This is a genomic window from Thermomonas fusca (assembly GCF_005862345.1).
GTDB classification, from domain to species: domain Bacteria; phylum Pseudomonadota; class Gammaproteobacteria; order Xanthomonadales; family Xanthomonadaceae; genus Thermomonas; species Thermomonas fusca.
Window position 1 is genome coordinate 410065 of record NZ_SROY01000002.1, and the last position, 20118, is coordinate 430182.

Below are 20118 nucleotides of genomic sequence, written 5' to 3' on the forward strand. Positions count from 1 at the left end.
ACATGGGTCGACTCTGCTGCACTGCAACGAAAATTGTCAAGCGGCGGTTTCGGATGGAACCGATCGCTCCGGCTCGCCGCTGCGCGCCGCCACCACCGCCGTGGCGGTCATGTCGCCGGTGACGTTGCCCACCGTCGCCAGCACGTCGGGGATGGCATCGACCGCCATCAGTACCGGCAGCGCGGCAATCGGCAGGCCCATGGCTTGGGTGATCGGCAGGTTGGTGGCGAGGAAGATCGCCTGGCCGGGCAGGCCCACCGAGCCCATGCTGACCAGCACGCTGAGCGCAACGCCCGTGGCCAGCTGTGCCGCCGTCAGGTCCACGCCCAGCGCCCAGGCGATGAAGCAGGCGGTGGCGATGTACTGGATCGGCGAGGTGATGCGGAACAGCGAGACCGCCATCGGCAGCACCAGCCCGGACACGCGGGCGGGGATGCCCAGCCGGTTCTGCGCGCTGTCCAGCATGGCCGGCAGCGTCGCCAACGACGACTGGGTGCTGGCAGCGACCGCCTGCACCGGCACCAGCCCGGCCATGAAGTGGCGGAAGCGGCGCTTGCCCACGGTGACCGCCACCGCGATGAGCAGCACCACCGCCAGCACGTACAGCGCGCACTCCAGCAGGATGTAGATGCCCAGCGCCTGCAACATGCCCAGGCCGGCGCGCGCGGTCAGCGCCAGCACCAGCGCGAAGATGCCCAATGGCGCGGCCCACAGCACCCAGTGCACGATCACGATCATGGCGTCGCTGATCGCCTTCAGCAGGCCCACCACCTGCGCGCGCGGCTCCGGCGCGAGGCGCGTGAGCGCGAAGCCGAAGAACAGGGCGAACGTCACCAGCGGCAACATCGCCGACGCCGCGGCGGCGGAGACGGCGTTGCTGGGCACCAGCGCCACCAGCGCCTCGGCCCAGCCGCCGGCGGGGGGCGCGATGTCCTGCGCATGGCCACGCAGCGCGGCGGCGACGGCCGGATCGGGCTGCAGCATCGACAGCGCCAGCGGCGCCAGCACCGCGGTCATCGCCGCGGCGGCGGCCAGCAGCACCACGAAGCTGACGATGGCTTGCCGCGCCACCCGCCCGGAATGGGCGGCGTCGCTGGCCTGGTTGATGCCCACCACCACCAGCGCGAACACCAGCGGCACCACGGTCATCTGCAGCGCGTTGAGCCAGAGCTTGCCGAACGGCTCGACCACGGCGGCGATCCGCAGGCCGGTGTCCGGTGCCAGCCACGCCAGCAGGATGCCGAAGACGATGCCGGCGACGAGGCCGGTGAGGACGCGCGCAGTCTGGCTCACGGGCGGGCCTCCGGGGTCGCGACTTCCGGCAGCTTCCAGTCCTGCTTCAGCGCCGCGTACTGCGCCATCGGCAACAGCACGAACACCGGCTTGCGGCGCGCATCCAGCCACGCCAGCAGCGCGTCCATGCTGGCCGGCGCCATCGCCGTGCAGCCGGCGGTCGCTTCGCCCGGCGCCTTCCACAGGTGGGCGAAGATGCAGCTGCCGCCCTGGCGCGCCGCGCCGCCCTGGTTGTGTTCGATCACGAAGCCTTCGCGATAGCGCTGGTCGCCGTCGACATGGATATCGCGGCGCATCGGCTCGCTGGACTGGTCGAGGTACGGTGCCTTGACCGTGCTGCGGTCGATGATCCTGTTGTAGTAGTTCGAGGCCGGCACGTCGATGCACCAGTCATTGGTCGTCATCGCCTGGTAGCGCAGCCCGGTGTTCGCGCTGTCGGCGTAGCCGAACGCGGTGCCGATGGCGAACACGCCGGCCGGCGCCTTGCCGTCGCCCTCGCGCTTGACCGGGCCGTCGCCGCGCTGCGGATTCAGGCCGAGGCCCCAGCCGCTGCCGTTGCGGCCCAGGGTCACCGGCACCGCTTCGCCGATCTGCTTCCAGCCGTCGCCCTCGCCGTTGCGTTCGAAGCGGCGCAACTCGCCGCCGGGGGCGTCCCAGTCGGCGGAGGTCACCAGCACCATCTGCTGCGCGTCCGCCCAGTTGCGCGCATCTGCGGAGGGGAGTGCGCTGCGATGGGCGCAGGCGGCAAGCGACAGGGCGAGCAGGGCGGTGGCGGTGCGGCGGATCGGCATCGTCATGGGGTCCGGGAAATTGTGGAATCGTAGCGGGCTTTTGCCGGAGGTTTCCGGCTGCGCGGGAATGCCGTCATCGCTGGTGCAAGACGAGCCCGGGCCATCACGGATCCAGCAGCGGCTGGATGCGCTCCAGCGTTTCCTGCAAGCGGGTGCGGCGCGCGCCGTCGGCCTCGTACAGGCGGATGAACAGCCGGTCGAGCAGGTGCTGCATGGCCGAGTGGTAGAGCAGGGGTTCGATGTGCGTACGCTCGTCGTGCGCGGACACCAGCATCGCCAGGTCGGCCTGCGCGCGCAGGGCGTTGGCGCTGTGGCGGGTGATGGTGACCACCTTGCCGCGCTGGCTGCGCATGTGCCGCGCCAGTTGACCCAGCACGGGCTGCTGGCCGTGCTCGGAGAACGCCAGCAACACGTCGTCCGGCCTGGCCGCGGACAGGCTGGCGGTCATGTGTGCGGCGTCGAAGTTGTGCACGGTGAGGATGCCCAGCTGCGCCAGCCGCAGCGCCAGCGTGCGCGCGTGCAGGTCGTCTTCGCCCTGGCCGATGATGAACACGGTGCGGGCGCGCCCGATCGCCTCGGCGACGGCGGTCAGGGTGCCGGGCGGGTTGATCAGGCGGGTGGCTTCTTCGGCCTCCGACTTGCGCAGCCACAGGCCGTAGCCCTGCGCGGCGGCTTGCGAGGCATCCTGCGGCTGCGGCTGCGCGCTGCCGTTGCTGTCGGCGCGGATCACCGCCTCGTTGATCGCCAGCTTCAGGTCCGGATAGCCCTTGAAGCCCAGCTTCTGGCAGAACTTGACCACGCTGGACTGGCTGATGCCCAGCGCGTTGGCCAGGTGCTGCGAGGAGTAGTCGCGCATCAGCTGGGCGTTCTCGACGATGAAGTCGGCGATGCGCCGCTCGATCGCCGACATGCGGTCGCGCTCGGAGCGGATCTTGACCAGCGCCGTGCCCACCGGGATCGCCTCAGGCGGCCAGGTCATGCGCGGGCGCGAGGCCTTCGATGTGGCGGATGCCAAGGCCGGGTGCATCGGTCACGCTGATCTCCGATTCGTTGAATATCACGCCGCTCTGCACCGGGTCGAAGCGGCACAGCGATGGTCCGTCGAGGTCCACCTTGCTGATCACGTCCGATTTCGCCACCGCCAGATGCACGGCGGCGGCGACGCCAATACTGGATTCCAGCATGCAGCCGATCATGCAGTCGATCCCGTACAGGCTGCAAATATCGGCGATCTTGACCGCGTTGGAAATCCCGCCGGTCTTCATCAGCTTGATGTTGACGATGTCGGCGGCGCGCATGCGGATCAGCTCCACCACTTCGCGCGGGCCGAACACGCTTTCGTCTGCCATCACCGGCGTGTGCACGCGCTCGGTGACGTAGCGCAGCCCGGCCAGGTCGTGCGCCTTGACCGGCTGTTCGACCAGCTCGAGCTTGACCCCGGCGTCTTCCAGCGTCTGCAGCGCATACACCGCCTGCTTGGCGGTCCAGCCCTGGTTGGCATCCAGCCGCAGCAGGGCACGGCCTTCCACCGCGGCATGGATCGCCTTGGTGCGCTCGATGTCCACGCCGATGTCCTTGCCTACCTTGATCTTCAGCGACTCGAAGCCGCGCTCCACCGCCGCCAGCGAGTCCGCCACCATCTTGTCGATGTAGTCCACGCTGATGGTGATGTCGGTGGTGATGGCCGGGTCGCCGCCGCCCAGCAGCTGGTAGATCGGCGCGCGGTACAGCTGGCCCCACAGGTCGTACAGGGCGATCTCCACCGCCGCCTTGGCGCTGGTGTTCTTCTCCATCGCGCCCTGCACCAGGTGGGTGAGGTGGTTGAGGTTGGCGATCTCGTGGCCGATCAGGCGCGGCGCGATGTAGTGGCGCACCGCCTCGACGATGGAGCCGTGGGTGTCGCCGGTGATGACCGCGGTGGCGGGCGCGCTGCCGTAGCCGACGTGGCCATCGTCGGTGTGCACCATCACCACCACGTCCTCCACCTGCTCGACGGTGCGCAGCGCGGTCTTGAACGGGGTTTTCAGCGGCACGCGCAGCATGCCGAAGCGGATGTCAGTGATCTTCATTGGGCGGCTGCCACCTTGACGATGTTGGTGATGCGGTCGACGTAGTCGTGGTCCTTGCCGAAGCGCAGCGGCAGCAGCGGAGTGACCGAAACGCCATTGAGGCGCAGCGAATGCGGCTTGCCGTCCGCGCCCAGCACGGTGCCGCCGTTGGTGTCGTGGATCACGTAGGGCATGCCGTCGATGTCGCCGATGTACATCATCACGTGACCGGGAATGTAGATCAGGTCGCCCACCTCCAGCGCCCGGACCGCGGCCATGCGCGTCTCGCGCGTATCGCCCGCCTCGAAATGCGTGCGCGCGAACACCGGGCTGACCGCCTGCGCGCTGGTGTTGCGCGGCAGCTGCACGCCCATGCTGCGGTAGACATCGGAGACGAAGCCGCTGCAGTCGCGCGCGTTGTAGGCATGGCCCCAGCCGTAGCGCTCGCCAAGGAACTTGAACGCCTGCCGGATCAGGTTGGCGCGGGTCAGCGGCAGGTAGTCGGCGCGGCTGTCCTCGATGCGCGGCAGCAGCGCCGGCGCGAACGCCAAGCCGCCGTCGGCGTTGCGCACCGGCAGCTCCAGCGTCCACGCGGTGTAGGGGTGCTGACCGTTGACCGGCTGGTCCGCCGCGGCCTGCGCCAGCGGCACGCGCGTGCCCATGTCCAGCTGCAGTTCCGACAGACGCGGCTCCTCGCGGGTGAACACGGTGCGCGGCTTGGCGCCGGTGATCACCCGGTAGGGCGCGCGCTGGCCGTAGCCCAGCACGGCGTCGCGGCTGCCCGCGGCGATGACATCGGCTTCCACCCACGCGGCGTAGCGCGGGCTGACCACGAACAGCCATTTGCCGTCGCCGCTGGCATGCGCGATCACCACCGCATCGCCCGGGAACAGCGCGCTTTCCTGGAAACGGTCGATGTCGGCGTCGTCGTCGCTGTTGAACACCCGCAGCGCGGTGGGAAACGCGCGCAGCGAGGCGCGATGGACGGCCATGCCGAAGCGGGTCGGCTGGCTGGCGGGGACGGCGTCAAGCGCGCGGTTGGCGACGATGGCGTCGAGCGTCGCCTTCGCCACCGGCTGGCCGGCCTCGTCCCACAGGGCGCGGGTTGGCGGCGAGGCCAGGTCGGTGATCCAGCCGGTAACCTGCGCGCGCGCCAGCGTGGCCGGCAGCGCGGACAGGTCGTGCATCGAGGTGTCTTCGCGCAGCAGCCGCGCGTTGCGGGCGTCGATGGCGGCGCGCGCCAGCAGCAGTGCGTCCGGCGCCTTGGCGCGGGCGATCCAGAAATCCGGGGTGAGCTGGGCGTCCGCGACGCCGACGACGCCGTGCGCAGGCACCGGCAGTGGGTTGGCCTGCGGCGTGCGCGCCATGCCGGTGCCGGGCAGGGCTGCCAATGCCAGCGCCAGCGCCAGCAGGCGTACGGCCGGCATGCCGGCGCGCGGGGATCGCGTGGGTGTCATTCCGACTCCTTCAGGTGGAGCACGCAGCCGGGTGAAGGCACTGCGGGCGGTGTTGCGGATTGTGCACTGCGGAATATCTGATTCGTGATTGTTATACGCCAAGAATAAATTATTGACCATATTTTCCCAGCGTGTTACACAGCCACGACAGTCGCTGCCGGCGGCGGGCGAGGAGCGGGAATCCCGCGCGCCGCGGCACCAGAACAACTCAATCATCGACCGGGGAGAGGTTATGAGCAGCACCCGCAATTTGCGCAAGTCCGTACTCAGTATCGCGATGGGCCTGTGCCTGACATCGCTGGCAGCCTCGCCGGTCTTCGCGCAGAGCGCCACCGGTGCCGTGGCGGGGCGCGCCAGCGCTGGCGACCAGGTGGTGCTGGTCAACAACGCCACCGGCGCCAGCCGCACGGTGACCGTGAACAGCGACGGCAGTTACCGCGTCAGCCAGCTGCCGGTGGGCGACTACAGCCTGCAGGTCAAACGCGGTGGGCAGGATGTGGGCCAGTCGTTGTCGGTGAACGTGTCGCTGGGCGGTACCACCACGGTCAATCTCGGCAACGAAGGCAACCTGACCAACATCGATGCGGTGCAAGTGGTCGGTTCGCGGGTAGTCAATCGAGTGGACGTGTATTCCACCGAGACCGCCACCAATGTGACCCGCGAGGAGCTATCGCGGATGCCAGTTGACCAGAGCATCGGTGCGGTGGCGCTGCTGGCGCCGGGCGTGGTGGCGTCGGGCGCCACCTTCGGAGGGCTGACTTTTGGTGGCTCATCGGTGGCCGAAAACGCCGCGTACATCAATGGCCTGAACGTGACCGACCCCTATCGGCGCCAAGGGTTCTCTTCGGTGCCGTTCGCGTTCTACCAAGAATTCCAGGTCAAGACCGGCGGCTACTCGGCCGAGTTCGGACGCAGCACCGGCGGTGTCATCAACGCGGTAACGCGCTCCGGCGGCAACGACTTCAAGGCTGGCATGGAGGTGACGCTGGAGCCGGCGGACTGGGCCGCGGAAAGAAAGGATCACTTCCATTCCGACGGCACGCTCGACGAGCGCAACCGCACCAGCCGTGACACCAATCCGTTGTTCAAGACCAACGTATGGGCTTCCGGTCCGATCGTGCAGGACAAGCTGTTCTTCTTCGCGATGTACGAAAAGCGCGACAACAACTCCAAGGATTACGACGCCACCGGAGCCTGGCTCACTCGCCGGGGCAATGGATTCTGGGGCGGCAAGCTGGACTGGCACATCAATGACGACCACTTGCTGGAACTGCTGGCGTTTTCCGACAAGGCCGACTCGGCAACCGACGTTTACCGGTACACATGGGAGACCGAAACGCTGGACAGCCTGAAGGGTGACAGCATCGCGAACTCCGGCGGCAAGAACTGGTCGCTGACCTATACCGGCCACTTCACTGACAACTTCACCGCCAAGGCGATGTACGGCGTGAACAAGCGCAGTGCCGCGAACAGCAGCACCCAGGATGCCGATTGCAGCATCGTGACGCGTTCAAGCACCTATACCGCGAAGTTCGGTGCGGAAACCACGCCGGAAGGTTGCCACCCGACCGAAAGCAGTATCGGCACGCGTTTTGACAGGCGCGAGGCGGCCCGGTTGGATTTCGAGTGGGCGCTGGGCGACCATCTGCTGCGATTCGGAGTTGACCGCGAGGTGATGGACTCAAGCAGTTCGGTGCGCTATCCCGGTGACGGCCGCAGTTACCAGGTGCAAGGTGCTACGGCAGGCAGCGCACTCAATGGCACCGTCATTCCTGCGGGGACCACCGCAATCGTGGATGCACGTCGCTACCTCACCGGGACGCCGGTCACCACCGAGGCGGAAGCGCTTTACCTGGAAGACAACTGGAACGTGACCCCCAATCTGTTGTTGAGCCTGGGGCTGCGCGCCGACAAGTTCCACAACAAATACGCCTCGGGCGTGACCTTCGCCAAGGCGGACTTCTCCGACATGCTTTCCCCGCGCCTGGGCTTCAGCTGGGATGTGATGGGCGATGGTTCGACCAAAGTGTTCGGCAACGCCGGTCGCTACTACCTGCCGCTGACCAACAAGCTGCCTGACTACTTCGCCGGCACCACCGACGAACACACCTACTACGTGCTTGACGGCTGGCAGCAGATGCAGCATCCGGTGGCAGGCACCTATCTGCTGCCGATCCTCGGCGCGCAGATCGGCGGCATCAATACCAACGGCAACGTCCCGGCACCGCAGGACTTCCGCACTGCCGTGGCGCGGGACCTGAAGATGGTGTTCCAGGACGAGTTCATCCTCGGGTTCCAGCGCGCCATCAACCCGGCGTGGTCGTACGGCGTCAATGCCACCTACCGGCGGATGACGCGCTCTGTGGAAGACGTTCGCATCAATCATGTGGAAGGCTGCCCCTGGTATTCCGGTGACTGGCCGATCATCAATCCGGGCGAGACCAACACGTTGTGGTGTCCCACCACCAATGATTGGGTGACCTTCGACAGCTCCGAGGATGGCTACAAGGCATTGGGCAGCGGCGCGATCATGGGCTACAAGAAGCCCAAGCGCACCTACAAGGCGGTGGAGTTCCAGCTCGACCGTGCGTGGGATGACAAGTGGGCGTTCAACGCCAGCTATCTCTGGTCCAGGAGCGAGGGCAATATTGAAGGGCCGGTGAACTCCGATACCGGCTATGCCGACACCAACCTAGTGCAGTACTACGATCACCCGGCGGTGAACGAGCGCTACGGCGTGCTGTTCAACGACTTCCGCCACCAGATCAAGCTGCGTGGCAGCTTCAAGCTGAACGACATGTGGAGTTTTGGTGCCACCTTGTCGGCGCGTTCGGGCGGTCCGATCACCGCGTTCGGCGTGGTCTGGCCCAACGACAATCGGGCGGCGGGTGGTTCTGGCGAGTTCAGCGGCGGTGGCTCGGGTTGGCTGTGTGAGCAGTCCGCCAGCAACGACTGCTCCAAGTGGGCGACGCGGCAGTTGACCTATTCGGAGCGCGGAGCATTTGGTCGCATGCCCTGGGTCACTGATCTGAACGCGAACGTGACCTGGACGCTTCCAGTGGAAGGTGTCGACCTGAAGGCGCGTTTCTCCGTCTACAACCTGCTGAACAACCAGACCGCCATCAACGTGCATTCGCGCCACGAAAGTACCCCCGGCGTGGTGATGCCCTACTTCGGGCAGGCCACCGTCTGGCAGTCGCCGCGCTACATGAATCTCGTCGTGACCTACAACTTCTGATCCCTTGATCGGACATTGATGCAGTTTTGCGGTTCCCCCTGGAGGCGGCCCTAGCCGGGCCGCCATTTTTTTTGAACGGAACGGAAGTGCGCTGGATGGATGCGACAACGGGCACGGTCGATGGCGTGGCACTGGTGGCGCTGGCCGCGCGCGAGGGCACGCCGCTGTACGTGTATTCGGCGCCGGCGATCCGCGGGCGCGTTCGCGCATTGCGCGATGCGCTGGCGGGCCTGGATGCCGGCATCCGCTATGCGGTCAAGGCCAACGGCAACGGCGCCATCCTGCAGTTGCTGGCAGCCGAAGGCGCGGGCGCCGACATCGTTTCCGGCGGGGAGCTTCAGCGTGCGCTGCGTGCCGGCATCGCTGCGGCCGACATCGTGTTTTCCGGGGTCGGCAAGACCGACGTGGAGATCGACGCGGCGCTGGCCGCGGGCATCGGTCGCTTCAACGTGGAATCGCGCGCGGAGCTTGATGCGATCCAGCGCATTGCCGCCGCACGCGGATGCACCGCGGTCGCTTCGGTGCGGATCAATCCGGACGTGGACGCGCTGACCCACGCCAAGATTTCCACCGGCAAGGCGGAGAACAAGTTCGGCGTGCCGACGGACGAGGCGCGGGCGTGGTTCGATGGCGCCGCGCAGTGGCCGAACCTGCGCCTGGATGGACTGCACATGCACATCGGCTCGCAGCTGCTGAGCCTGCAGCCGGTGCGCGAGGCGCTGCAGCGGATGGCCGCGTTCTGGCGCGAGCTGGAAGCCGCCGGCCACGCCATCGCCAGTATTGACGTGGGTGGTGGCCTTGGCGTGCGTTACCGCGATGGCGAAGTGGCGCCGGACGCAGCCGAGTACGCGGCCGCGATCCGCGAAGCACTGGCCGGCTTCGGTGGGCGCATTCTGGTGGAGCCCGGACGCTGGCTGGTGGCCGAAGCCGGGCTGCTGCTGACCCGCGTGGTACTGGAAAAACAGGGCCGCGCGCGTCGCTTCCTGGTGCTGGACGCGGGCATGAACGACCTGCTGCGGCCCAGCCTGTACGAGGCCTGGCATGACATCGTGCGGGTCGGTGGCGATGTCGGCCGCGAGCGCGTGGCCTACGACGTGGTCGGGCCGGTCTGCGAAACCGGCGACACCTTCGCCCGGCAGCGCGACATGCCGCGCTGCGATGCCGGCGACCTGGTCGCCATTCTCGGCGCGGGCGCCTATGGCGCGTCGATGGCCTCGACCTACAACTCGCGCCCGCTGGCGGCGGAAGTGCTGGTGGAGGATGGCCGCTACGCGCTGATCCGCAAGCGCCAGGATTTCGATGCGATGATCGCCGACGAACGCCCCGCGAACGAATGGAAAAGCGCATGAAGCCCGCCCTTGTCCTGCTGCTGGCCCTGCTGCTGCCGGTCGTCGGATCCGCCGCAGCGCCGGCAGGGCCGGACCCGCAGGCAATCGACGCCACCGTGCGCCAGGTCATCGCCCGCTACCGGCTGCCGGGCATCGCGGTGGGCGTGATCGAAGACGGCAGGGTGGTCTTCGCCCGTGGTTACGGCGAGACCGTGCATGGCAGCGGCGATCCGGTGACGGACAAGACCCTGTTCAAGATCGCCTCCAACAGCAAGGCGATGACCGCGGCGGTGCTGGCGCGGCTGGTGCAGCAGGGCAAGTTGCAGTGGGATGACCCGGTGGTGAAGCACCTGCCGGCGTTCGCGATGCATGACCCGTGGGTTACCGCGCACATGACGGTCAGCGACCTGCTGGTGCACAACAGCGGCCTGCCCGAAGGAGGCGGCGACCTGATGCTGTGGCCGGAACCCAATCTTTTCACCCGCGACGACATCGTGCGCGGGCTGCGCCACATCAGGCCGGCCTACGGCTTCCGCGCCGGCTATGCCTACGACAACCTGCTGTACGTGGTGGCGGGGCAGGTGGCTGCCGCGGCAGGCGGCGCCTCCTACGAGGAACTGGTGCGGCGCGAGCTGTTCGCCCCGCTGGGATTGTCCGGCTGCCGGCTGGGTGAGTTCGCCCTGAAGGATGCCGGCAGCGTGGCGCAGCCGCACGGCCGCGATGGCGACCAGGTCGTGCGTACCCGCGGCGATGCCGACATCATCCCCGCGATTGCTTCCGCGCCAGCCGGCGGCATCCGCTGCACGCTGGACGACATGCTCATCTGGGCCAACAGCTGGTTGGCGCCGACCGCGGCGCAGGAGGCGTGGCTGGGCGAGGCGCAGCGCGCGGAGATGTGGAAGGCGCGCACGCCGATGCCGATCTCGCGCCTCAAGCGGCAGTGGGACGATACCCATTACTACGCCTATGCCTACGGCTTCCGCCTGGCCGACGTGGACGGCGAGTGGACGGTCTCGCACACCGGCACGCTGGGCGGCATGTATTCGATGATGATGCTGTTGCCGGACCGCCGTTCCGGCTTCGTGTTCATGATCAATGGTGACGGCGGCAGCGCCCGCACCGTGCTCGGCACCGCGCTGCTGAAGCTGTTCACCGCGCCGGGGAAATCCCTGGGCGTGGACGGCTACGCCGACGTGCTGGCCACGCCGCCGCCGGCCGCGGCGCCCAAGGCCGCGCTGCCCGACATTGCCCGGCGCCAGCCGGTTTCCGCGAGCGAGCTGCGCGAATGGCTGGGCGTCTGGCGCGACCCGTGGTTCGGCGAGGTGCGGATCTGCGCGGTCGGCGAGGCGGTGGAATGGCGCGCGGCCAAGTCGCCGAAGATGCACGGCCGGATCGGCCGCCTGGACGGCCGTCACCTGCTGGTCTGGGACGACGAGGCCGTGGACGAAGACGCGTGGCTGGCATTCTCCCGCGAGGGCGGCAAGGCCCGGCTGCGCATGGCCAAGTTCAATCCCGACGGCGATTTCAGTTCCGATTACGAGGACCTGGCCTTCGTGCGGGAGCGCGGCTGTGAGTAGGGCGTTGCTGCTGGCGGCCCTGCTGGCCTGCGTCGCGCCGCTGCATGCCGGCGAAGCGCCGGTGCTGTCGCCCGCGCGCAGCATGGACGAGGCCGGCTTGGTGGACATCCGCACGCTGGTGCCGGACCTGTCCCAGGAAATCAGATATGCCGGCAGCCACAACTTCGTCGGCGTGCCCATCGACGGCTACCTGGCGCCGCGCTGCTGGCTCAAGCGCGAAACCGCGCAGGCACTGGCGCGGGTCGAGGCGTCGCTGCGCAAGCAGCACCAGCGCCTGCGCGTGTACGACTGCTACCGCCCGGCGCGTGCGGTGGCGCAGTTCGTGCGCTGGATGGACGATGCGGCCGATACCCGCACCAAGGCCGAGTTCTATCCGGACCTCGACAAGCCTCAGCTGCGCGGCGTCTACATCGCACCAGTCTCCGGGCACAGCCGCGGCGGCACGGTCGACCTGACCCTGCTGCAGTGCGATGCCCAGGGCGCGGCCTGCACACCGCTGGACATGGGCACCGCCTTCGATTTCTTCGGCACCCTTGCCAATACCGACAGTCCCGAGGCCAGCCCCGCCCAGCGCGCCAACCGCCACCGGCTGCGCGACGCGATGGCGGCCGAGGGTTTCGCCAACCTGCCCGAGGAGTGGTGGCACTTCCGCCTCGATCCCGAACCTTCCCCCGACCGGTATTACGACGTGCCCGTGACCGCGCCCCCGACCCGCGACGCCGCCATCGATGCGCTGATGCAACGCTATGAGGGCGAAGCGCCCGGCGCTTCCCTGCTGGTGCTGAAGGACGGCGCGGCGGTGGTGGCGCGCGGTTACGGCCGCGCCGACCTGGCGCGCGACATCGAAGCCGGCCCGGCCACCGCCTACCGGCTGGCCTCGATCAGCAAGCAGTTCACCGCCGCCGCCATCCTGCTGCTGGCGCAGGACGGCAGGCTGTCCATCGACGATCCGGCGCGCAAGTGGCTGCCGACGCTGCCGACGCTGCCGGACGCCGCCGCCGCGATCACTTTGCGCCAGCTGCTCACCCACACCTCCGGGCTGGTGGACTACGAAGACCTGATGCAGGAGCCGTACGACGGGCAGATCCGCGACGCCGGGGTGCTGGCGTTGCTGGAAAAGGAAAACCGCCTGTACTTCGCGCCGGGCAGCGCCTACCGCTACAGCAACAGCGGCTATGCGCTGCTGGCGCTGGTCGTGGAGCGCGCCTCGGGCATGGCCTACCCGGACTTCCTGCGCAGCCGGATTTTCCAGCCGCTTGGCATGCAAGGCAGCCTGGCCTACGTGGCCGGCGGGCCGGAGGTGCCGCACCGGGCCTTCGGCCACAGCGAAACCAGCGGCGCCGCGCCTGTCGAAAGATGGCAGCGCACCGACCAGAGTTCGACCAGCGCGGTGCTGGGCGATGGCGGCATCTATTCGAGCATCGACGACCTGGCGCGCTGGGACGCGGCGCTGTACGACGACCGCCTGTTGTCGGACGCCTCGCGCGCGCTGGCGTTCGCCCCGCACGTGAAGGTGGTGGGCGAGGGTTTCGACGCACACTACGGCTTCGGTTGGCGCATCACCGGCGACACCCGGTGGCATTCCGGCGAAACCATCGGCTTCCGCAACGTGATCGTGCGCTGGCCGGCGCGGCAGCTCACCGTGGTGCTGTTGACGAATCGCAACGATCCCGAGCCGTACAGGACCGCGCTGGAGATCGGCGCGCTGTTCCTGCGCGATTGAGCGGGCGCGCCCGCCTGCACTTCAGCGCAGACGGAACACCGCCACTGCCCGAACGGTGAGCGGTGGCTGGTGGAGGCTCACGGCGAGGTTTTGCCGCTGCCTGCCTGCGTCAGCCCCAGCGTGCCGTCCGCGTGCACGATGAAACGCCCCACCACTATCTTGCCGGTCTGCTCCAGCAGGCGAAGGTTGACGGTCTGCTCGTGCGCGCCGGCGGTGCCGAAGCCGGTCTGCAGGCTCAGGTTCAGGGTGGCGCCGCGGGTCAGCTTCGCCAGCCGGCTGCCGTAGTAGTTCACCGCCACCTCGTAGATGCCGGGTTTGGGGTTGCGCAGGATGAACTCTTCGGGGCCGTAGCCGGCGGTGAAGTCGCGTGAGATGGTGCCGCCCTGGTAGCTGAGGCGATGGCTGTAATAAACCTCCTCGCCATTCGGATCGGTCACGTGCAGGTCGATGTCGGTGTCGTCGAGGTCCCAGCGCAGCACGGCGCGCAGGCCCACCGGCAGAGGCTGCGCGAGCAGGTCGCCAGCGGTCGTGATCGTCGCAGCAGGGCAGCGTGTACGCAGGTCGTTGCGCTCTGCCAGCGCAATCACCCCGATGTCCGCGAAGCGCGGCGACCACGGCGCATCCACCACGTGGTCCAGCAAGGCCAGCGCTTCGGCGCAGGTTGCCGGCGCACGCAGTGCCAACGCCAGGTCGCGGAATGACTGCGGTTCGTCCGGGGCGAGCTCGCGCAGCTTGCGCAGCAGTGCAATGGCGGTTTCCTGCAGGCCAGCTTCCTGCAGCCGGTAAGCCACCAGCCGCAGACTGGCGGGGTCGTTCGGCATCAGCTCCACAAGGTTGCTGAGCACCCGCCAACCGCGCTCGGCATCGCCCAGCTCGAACAGCCGCTGCGCTACGTCGAAGTGGAAGGCCGGGCTTTGCCCGTATTGCGTGCGCAGGTCCAGATAGCGGTGGTAGAGCGCCGCCGCCGCATGCGCGGCGCGCAGTTCGGCCACGTAGGGCGAATCCATGGTCACGGCCTGCAGCTGGATGCCGATGTCGCCCGTCTGTGTATCCGGTTCGGACGGTGCAGGTGCGGGCGGCGAGGGTGGTGTGGGCATCGAGGCAGGTGCTGCCGCCGCATCCGCCGCCATTGCCGCGGTGGCGCCGACCAGCCGACTCGGTGCAGGCCGGCGCTCCCGTGCCATCTCCGCCTCTTCGCGGGCGCGCTGGGCTTCCGTCTGGCGGCGTTGTTCGGCCCAACGTGGACGCGGATCGTCCTTGGGGAAGACGGTGTTCCACCACGCAGTTCGCGCCTCCCAACCGCGCTGGATCGCCCGCCGGTTTTCCATCCAGGCGGTGGATTTCTCGGTCTCCAGTTGGGCGCGCCGCCGCTGGATGCGGTCGCGCAAGGCGACGTCCGCCGCCGGCGGCAGGATGCCGAAGCGGACGTAATCATCGTCGCTTTCCAGCACCAGCAGGCTGGTCTCGCGATTGGCCACGCCGAAGCGTTCGCCCAGTGCAGCCAGCGCGGCGCGGTGCTGGTCTGGCTGGGCTTCCAGCGCCTCGGCCTGCCAGGTGGCGCACCAGAATTCGGCCAGTGCGGAGTTGCGCGCGGGCAGCGCCCGGTGCGCCTGCTCGCGAGGCCCGGAGGCCGTGGCATGGATCACCGGCAGGCGTGGAGCGGCGCCCGCGGCCCGGGCCACGTGACAGGCCCGGAGCGCGCCGTCGTCGACCGCGTACTGCTCGAGGTACCAGTTGCGATCCAGCGGGCCCAGCGTCGCCTGCAGGGTTGGCGTGCGGCGCAGGGCGCGCAGGGCCTGGTCGGGCGTCAGCGTCGCAAGGTCGAGTATCTGGCCGCCGCTGTGCGTGATCCAACGGGCCAAGGCGGGATCCGCCACGCCCTTGGCGATCACGAACACCGGTGCGCGGGTGGCGGGATCCACCGCGCCCGGCAAGGTGGCGACGCCATCGCTGAAAAGCAGTACCTGCCGGGCGCGCGGGTCGGCGCGCCAGGCTGGCAGCGCGGTGGCGCCGTCGGGTCGTTCGTCGGCCAAGGTGGAGAGGAACTTCGCCAGTGCGCTCGCGGAGTCGATGCGAAGCTGGCGCCGCTGCACGGTTTCATGCACAACGCTCACGGTGACGTCAACGGTGCGCCCGCGCAGGTAGCGATCCAGCAGCTGGAGTTCCGGTGTGCGGTCGCTGCCGAGCGTGCTGTAGGAAGCATCCCAGACCACCTCGATGCGGCTGGTTGCGGGCGGGGTTGGCACCGCCGCCGGACGGCGTGCGGGCACTTCCAGCCAATGCATTTCCAGGCCGTCCTCGAACCTTGCATGGAAGCTGGCATCTGTCGTCGGCGCCGCGAGACATGCGCTGGGCGCGGGCTTGGCGGCGGCTGCTTGCCAGCTGGCCGCATGCACGGATTGCGCGGCATGCCAGCCAGGCAACGTGGTGCCGGCGGATACCGGTTTGGTCGTGGCCGTGACGCGCGACGTCGGTTGGCTACCCAGCGGCAGGCCTGCGTCGAGGCGATGGCGCCAACCGCAGGCCTTGCGCGCGGCAAGGCTGGCGATATCCAGCCGCAGGCGGCGTTCGCCGTGGGCGGGGATCGGGAACACCCGGATGCCGTAGCGGTTGCCCGCATCCTTCTGCGCCAGCGCCGGGTCCACCCGGTTGCGCACGGTTTCCTCGAAGGCGGCGTGGGCGCGAACCCGCTCCACCGGTACCGCATCGCGCAGCTGACCCTCGATGTCCAGCGCATACCCGTGCAGGCGTTCGTTGCCGGCGAGCGGCACCTGCACGGTGGTCTCCAGCGGTCGGTCGTGGGGATTGCGGATGATCAGCTCGATCCGGCGCAGGGCGAAAGGGCCGTCCAGCGTCCATTCCACCCGGGTGGCTGTCAGCTGTACCTGGTCGTCGGCCTCGATCCTGGGTGGCGTGGCGGCCGCGGCAACGTCAGGGGCGACCAGCAGGCAGGCGAACGCGGCGCAGCGAAGTACGGAGGCATTGCGAAGGGCGGCGTTCATTGGTGTGATCCTGTTGGCGAGGCCGACGGGTTGGGTGGGCATGGCGAAGGCGCCGAACACATCGAACGTGGTTCGGTGCGCATCGGGGTTAAGTGTTGAGAACATCACCGGCTCTTGATGACGTCCCCGCGGGCCAAGATGACCCGGGCAAGGCCTTCCCGGGGCCCGCCCTTGTTCACCGCCGTCGCCGCAGCAGGCGCAATCTTGAGCCATGCCAGCGGCGGCTCGTCAAGCAAGGTGGTCCTGCGCGCGGGGAGTTGGCAGCGCGTCGCGGCATCCGTATAATCGCCATTCCCTTATGGGGCCATAGCTCAGCTGGGAGAGCGCGTCGTTCGCAATGACGAGGTCGGGAGTTCGATCCTCCCTGGCTCCACCAAATCCAAACCCCAGCCGTCCGCGGCTGGGGTTTTTGGTTTTCGGCCCCGCGATGCTTCGAGCGGCCTGGGCGGGAGACCGGCGGGTTCGCTCAGGGCCGCAGAACCGACGCGCCCGCGTGCAGCGCCGGGTGGTCGGCCTTGGGGCGGTCGAGGTGGTAGCCCTGGACCATGTCCACGCCCATTTCGCGCAGCATCAGCAGGGTCTTGCCGTCTTCCACGAACTCGGCAACGGCTTGCTTCCCCATGCCGTGTGCAACCTCGATGATGGCGCGCACGAATACCTGGTTGTCGCGTTCCAGCGGCAGGTCGCGGATGAACATGCCGTCGATCTTGAGGATGTCGGCCTGCAGGTGCTTGAGGTAGGCGAACGACGCGAACCCGGTGCCGAAATCGTCCAGGCAGATCGGGCAGCCGGTGCGGCGCAGCGCGGCGATGAAGCGCGCGGCATCGCCCATGTCGGACACCGCCGAAGTCTCGGTCAGCTCCACCAGCAGCCGCTTGGGCGAGACGTGCTGCCGCTGCAGCTGGGCGCTGATGTAGGCGGGCAGGTCGGGATCATCGAAGGAGCGGCCGGAGATGTTGATGGCCATTGCCGGCAGGTGCGGATGGGCGGCCAGCAGGCGGATGGCCTCGTTGACCACCCAGCGGTCTATTTCCAGGATCTTGCCGCTCTTCTCGGCCTGGTCGATGAATTGCCCGGGCAGGATCAGCTGGCCCGGCGCGGTTTCGTCCTCCATCCGGATCAGCGCTTCCAGATGGGCGAGGTGGCCATTGCCGGCGCGATAGACGCCCTGGAAGTGCAGCTGCAGGTGGCCATTCTCCAGCGCCCGCGCGATGCGGTCGTTCCACGCCAGCCGCCCCGCCATCTCGCGCGAGGTATCGCGGTCGACGCGGTACACCTTCCAGCGGTTCTTGCCGGTGTGCTTGGCCTGATACATGGCGGCATCCGCGTGCGCGACCAGCTCTTCGGCGTTGCCGGCATGGGTGGGGTAGTGCGCGATGCCCAGGCTGGCGGTCATGCGCACGGTCTGGTCCTGCATCGCCATCGGCGTCTGCGAGATGCGCCGCACGACCCGCTCGGCCAGGTGCTCGGCATCGTCCTGGCTGGCATGCGGCATCAGCACGGCGAACTCGTCGCCGCCGAGGCGGAACAGGATGTCGCCCTCGCGGACGAGCGTGCGCAGTTCGATCGCCACCCGGTTCAGCACCGCATCGCCGGCGCGATGGCCGAAGGTATCGTTGACGTACTTGAACTCGTCCACGTCGAAGAACAGCAGCGCAGCCTGGGCCGGGATGCGCTCTGCATCGTGGAAGAACCGCGTCAGCTCGTCGCCGAAACGGTGGCGGTTGTAGAGATTGGTCAGCGCGTCGTGTTCGGCCAAGCGGGTCAGCTGCGCCTCGGTCTGGCGCTCGCGGGTCACGTCTTCCTGCACCCACAGGTGGCCGATGAAATGGTCATGGCCGTCGTGCACAGGGTAGGCGTTGTGCAGGATCACCCGGTCGTCGAACAGACGGATTTCCAGCTGTCGGGGCCGCTCCTGGTGGGTCAGCGACTCCTCCAGCTGCGGCAGCACTTCCTGCGGGGCCGCCATCAGCCGCTTGGCGATTTCCAGCGTTTCCCGGGTGCTGCGGCCCACCACCGTGGTGCCCTCGGGCAGCTCCCACATCGACAGGAACGCCGCGTTGCAATAGGTGATGTGGTTGCCGTTGCCGACGAACACGATGCCCAGGTTCATCGCGCCCAGCAACGCCAGCAGGCGCGCGCGCTCTTCCTCCAGCCTGGTCATGAACTGGCGGCGTTCGTCGATCTCGGTCTGCAGCGCCTGTGCGTGCGCGAACTGCATTGCGCGCTGCTGGATCAACTCCTCCACCATGTCGTCGAAGGCATCGGCCAGCCGGCCGAGTTCGTCGCGGCTGCCCATGGCGATGGGCTGCGGATCGCGGCCCTGGCCCAGTTCGTCGACCGCCACCGCCAGCCGCTTCAGCGGGATTGCGAACAACCGGCGCACGCGCCGCCGCAGCATCCACATCGCCGGCAGCAGGCCGGCAATGCCGATGCAGAACAGCGCGGCCATGCCCCAGATCAGCAGCTGGTCCACCCGCGACTGCGGCAACAGATAGACCTGGAACCAGCCCGGACCGTGGATCTTCGACCACGCCACCCATTGACTGCCGTCGGGGGTGCGCCCGGCGCCGCTGTCGGTCGCGGCGGTGGCGACCATCCGCTGCACCTGCTCCAGCACCGGGTCGTCCAGGCTGGCGATCTTCAGCTGGCCATCGGCGGCGGCGATGCGCCGGCCCAGCTGCGGGTGTGCGATCAGCTCGCCTTCGGTGCTCAGGATCAGCTGGGTGCCTTCCTCAGCGTGGCTGGCAGTTGTCCGGTCGATCAGGGTCTGCACCGAGACGTCGTGTCCCAGCGTGCCCACCCACCGGCCCTGCCAATCCAACGGCTTGATCACCGAGACCATCCAGGTGGCGGCTTGTTTGTCGAAGTAGACCGGCGTCCAGAACACCTTGCGCTGCGGGTTGCGGCGCGGCTCCGAGCCTTGCATGGTGGGATAGCCGGTATTGGTGGCGGCGGCATCGGCGCCGCTGCCCCAATCCACCCCGCGGGCGTAGACCATCAGCCCGTCTTCGACGAAGTCCATGTAGACCGAGAAGAATGGCGGCGCCAGCGCCGGACCCTGCTCGCGCAACAGGTCGTAGGCGACCACGGCGCGCAGGCGTGCGGAATCGCCCAGCCCCTGCGGCGGCTGGTGCAGGTACAGGGTGGGCGCGCGCTGCACATCCACCAGCTCCGGGCGCAGCCGCCACAGGCCGTCGGCGCTGCGCGCGAACAGCGCATCGAAGCGCGCCAGGGTGGCATCGCGGTCGGCCTGCGTGAGCCGCAGCAGCAGTTCCCCCTGCAGCCGCTGCACGCTCTGCTCGGCCTGCAGGAACAAGCCCTCGCTGGCATTGGCGCGCAGCTCCACCGCGTGCCGGGCAACCATCGGCACCAGCCTGTCGGCCGTCATCCGCATCGCCAGGTACCCCAGCGCGGACAGCAGCAGCAGTAGGGCGAGAAACAATCCCCAGATGCTCAGGGACAGCCGTTGGATCAGCGATGTGCGCGGCCGGTTGTGCAGCACGTAGGGTCTCGTCGAGGGAATGAAGCGTTGGCCAGCCGGGGTGGAGCAAGCCACCATGACCGGGTCTTCATACTAGACGTGCCGTGAGCTGGCAACCGGCCGTGCGCTATCAAGCCGGGCCCGTTTCGGGCCGGCCGGTGCGCGTTGCCTTGCGGG

At 68.3% G+C, this 20118-nt stretch carries 11 protein-coding genes and 1 tRNA gene; 5 read left to right on the plus strand and 7 right to left on the minus strand.

Annotated elements, in window-relative coordinates:
• Window positions 1-36: 36 nt before the first annotated feature.
• The 5 genes from E5S66_RS06155 to E5S66_RS06175 form a co-directional block, all read right to left on the minus strand.
• Window positions 37-1293: a dicarboxylate/amino acid:cation symporter gene (locus tag E5S66_RS06155; protein ID WP_138348403.1), complete on the minus strand. Its 1257-nt coding sequence runs from the start codon at window positions 1291-1293 to the stop codon at window positions 37-39.
• Entirely contained in the window at window positions 1290-2084 is a 795-nt protein-coding gene (locus tag E5S66_RS06160; protein ID WP_138348706.1) for a L,D-transpeptidase family protein, read from the minus strand. Before E5S66_RS06160 ends, E5S66_RS06155 begins: the two co-directional genes overlap by 4 nt.
• Window positions 2085-2187: 103 nt before the next feature.
• Window positions 2188-3063 (minus strand): MurR/RpiR family transcriptional regulator, encoded by an 876-nt coding sequence (locus E5S66_RS06165; RefSeq protein ID WP_138348404.1) that lies wholly within the window; start codon window positions 3061-3063, stop codon window positions 2188-2190.
• Window positions 3047-4153, minus strand: a complete 1107-nt coding sequence (locus E5S66_RS06170; protein WP_028839411.1) for a dipeptide epimerase — start codon at window positions 4151-4153, stop codon at window positions 3047-3049. The genes E5S66_RS06165 and E5S66_RS06170 overlap by 17 nt, the downstream gene beginning before the upstream one ends.
• On the minus strand, window positions 4150-5589 hold the full coding sequence (locus E5S66_RS06175) for a C40 family peptidase (protein ID WP_342777276.1): 1440 nt from the start codon (window positions 5587-5589) through the stop codon (window positions 4150-4152). The genes E5S66_RS06170 and E5S66_RS06175 overlap by 4 nt, the downstream gene beginning before the upstream one ends.
• Before the next feature lie 232 nt (window positions 5590-5821).
• Here E5S66_RS06175 and E5S66_RS06180 point away from each other — a divergent pair, with 232 nt between their 5' ends.
• From E5S66_RS06180 to E5S66_RS13910, 4 genes are all read left to right on the plus strand, one after another.
• Entirely contained in the window at window positions 5822-8827 is a 3006-nt protein-coding gene (locus E5S66_RS06180) for a TonB-dependent receptor (protein WP_138348405.1), read from the plus strand.
• Between the two features lie 95 nt (window positions 8828-8922).
• Window positions 8923-10176: a diaminopimelate decarboxylase gene (lysA, locus tag E5S66_RS06185; RefSeq protein ID WP_138348406.1), complete on the plus strand. Its 1254-nt coding sequence runs from the start codon at window positions 8923-8925 to the stop codon at window positions 10174-10176.
• Entirely contained in the window at window positions 10173-11732 is a 1560-nt protein-coding gene (locus E5S66_RS06190; RefSeq protein ID WP_138348407.1) for a serine hydrolase, read from the plus strand. The genes lysA and E5S66_RS06190 overlap by 4 nt, the downstream gene beginning before the upstream one ends.
• Before the next feature lie 82 nt (window positions 11733-11814).
• Window positions 11815-13455 (plus strand): serine hydrolase, encoded by a 1641-nt coding sequence (locus E5S66_RS13910; RefSeq protein ID WP_138348708.1) that lies wholly within the window; start codon window positions 11815-11817, stop codon window positions 13453-13455.
• A gap of 77 nt (window positions 13456-13532) precedes the next feature.
• Here E5S66_RS13910 and E5S66_RS06200 read toward each other — a convergent pair whose 3' ends face one another.
• Window positions 13533-16457, minus strand: coding sequence for a VIT domain-containing protein (locus E5S66_RS06200; RefSeq protein WP_171033487.1), 2925 nt, complete (start codon window positions 16455-16457; stop codon window positions 13533-13535).
• Between the two features lie 300 nt (window positions 16458-16757).
• Here E5S66_RS06200 and E5S66_RS06205 point away from each other — a divergent pair.
• Window positions 16758-16833 (plus strand) — tRNA-Ala (locus tag E5S66_RS06205).
• A gap of 90 nt (window positions 16834-16923) precedes the next feature.
• Here the strand turns inward: E5S66_RS06205 and E5S66_RS06210 are convergent.
• A complete protein-coding gene (locus E5S66_RS06210) occupies window positions 16924-20019 on the minus strand; it encodes an EAL domain-containing protein (protein ID WP_138348409.1) in 3096 nt (1031 codons plus the stop codon).
• Between the last annotated feature and the right edge of the window lie 99 nt (window positions 20020-20118).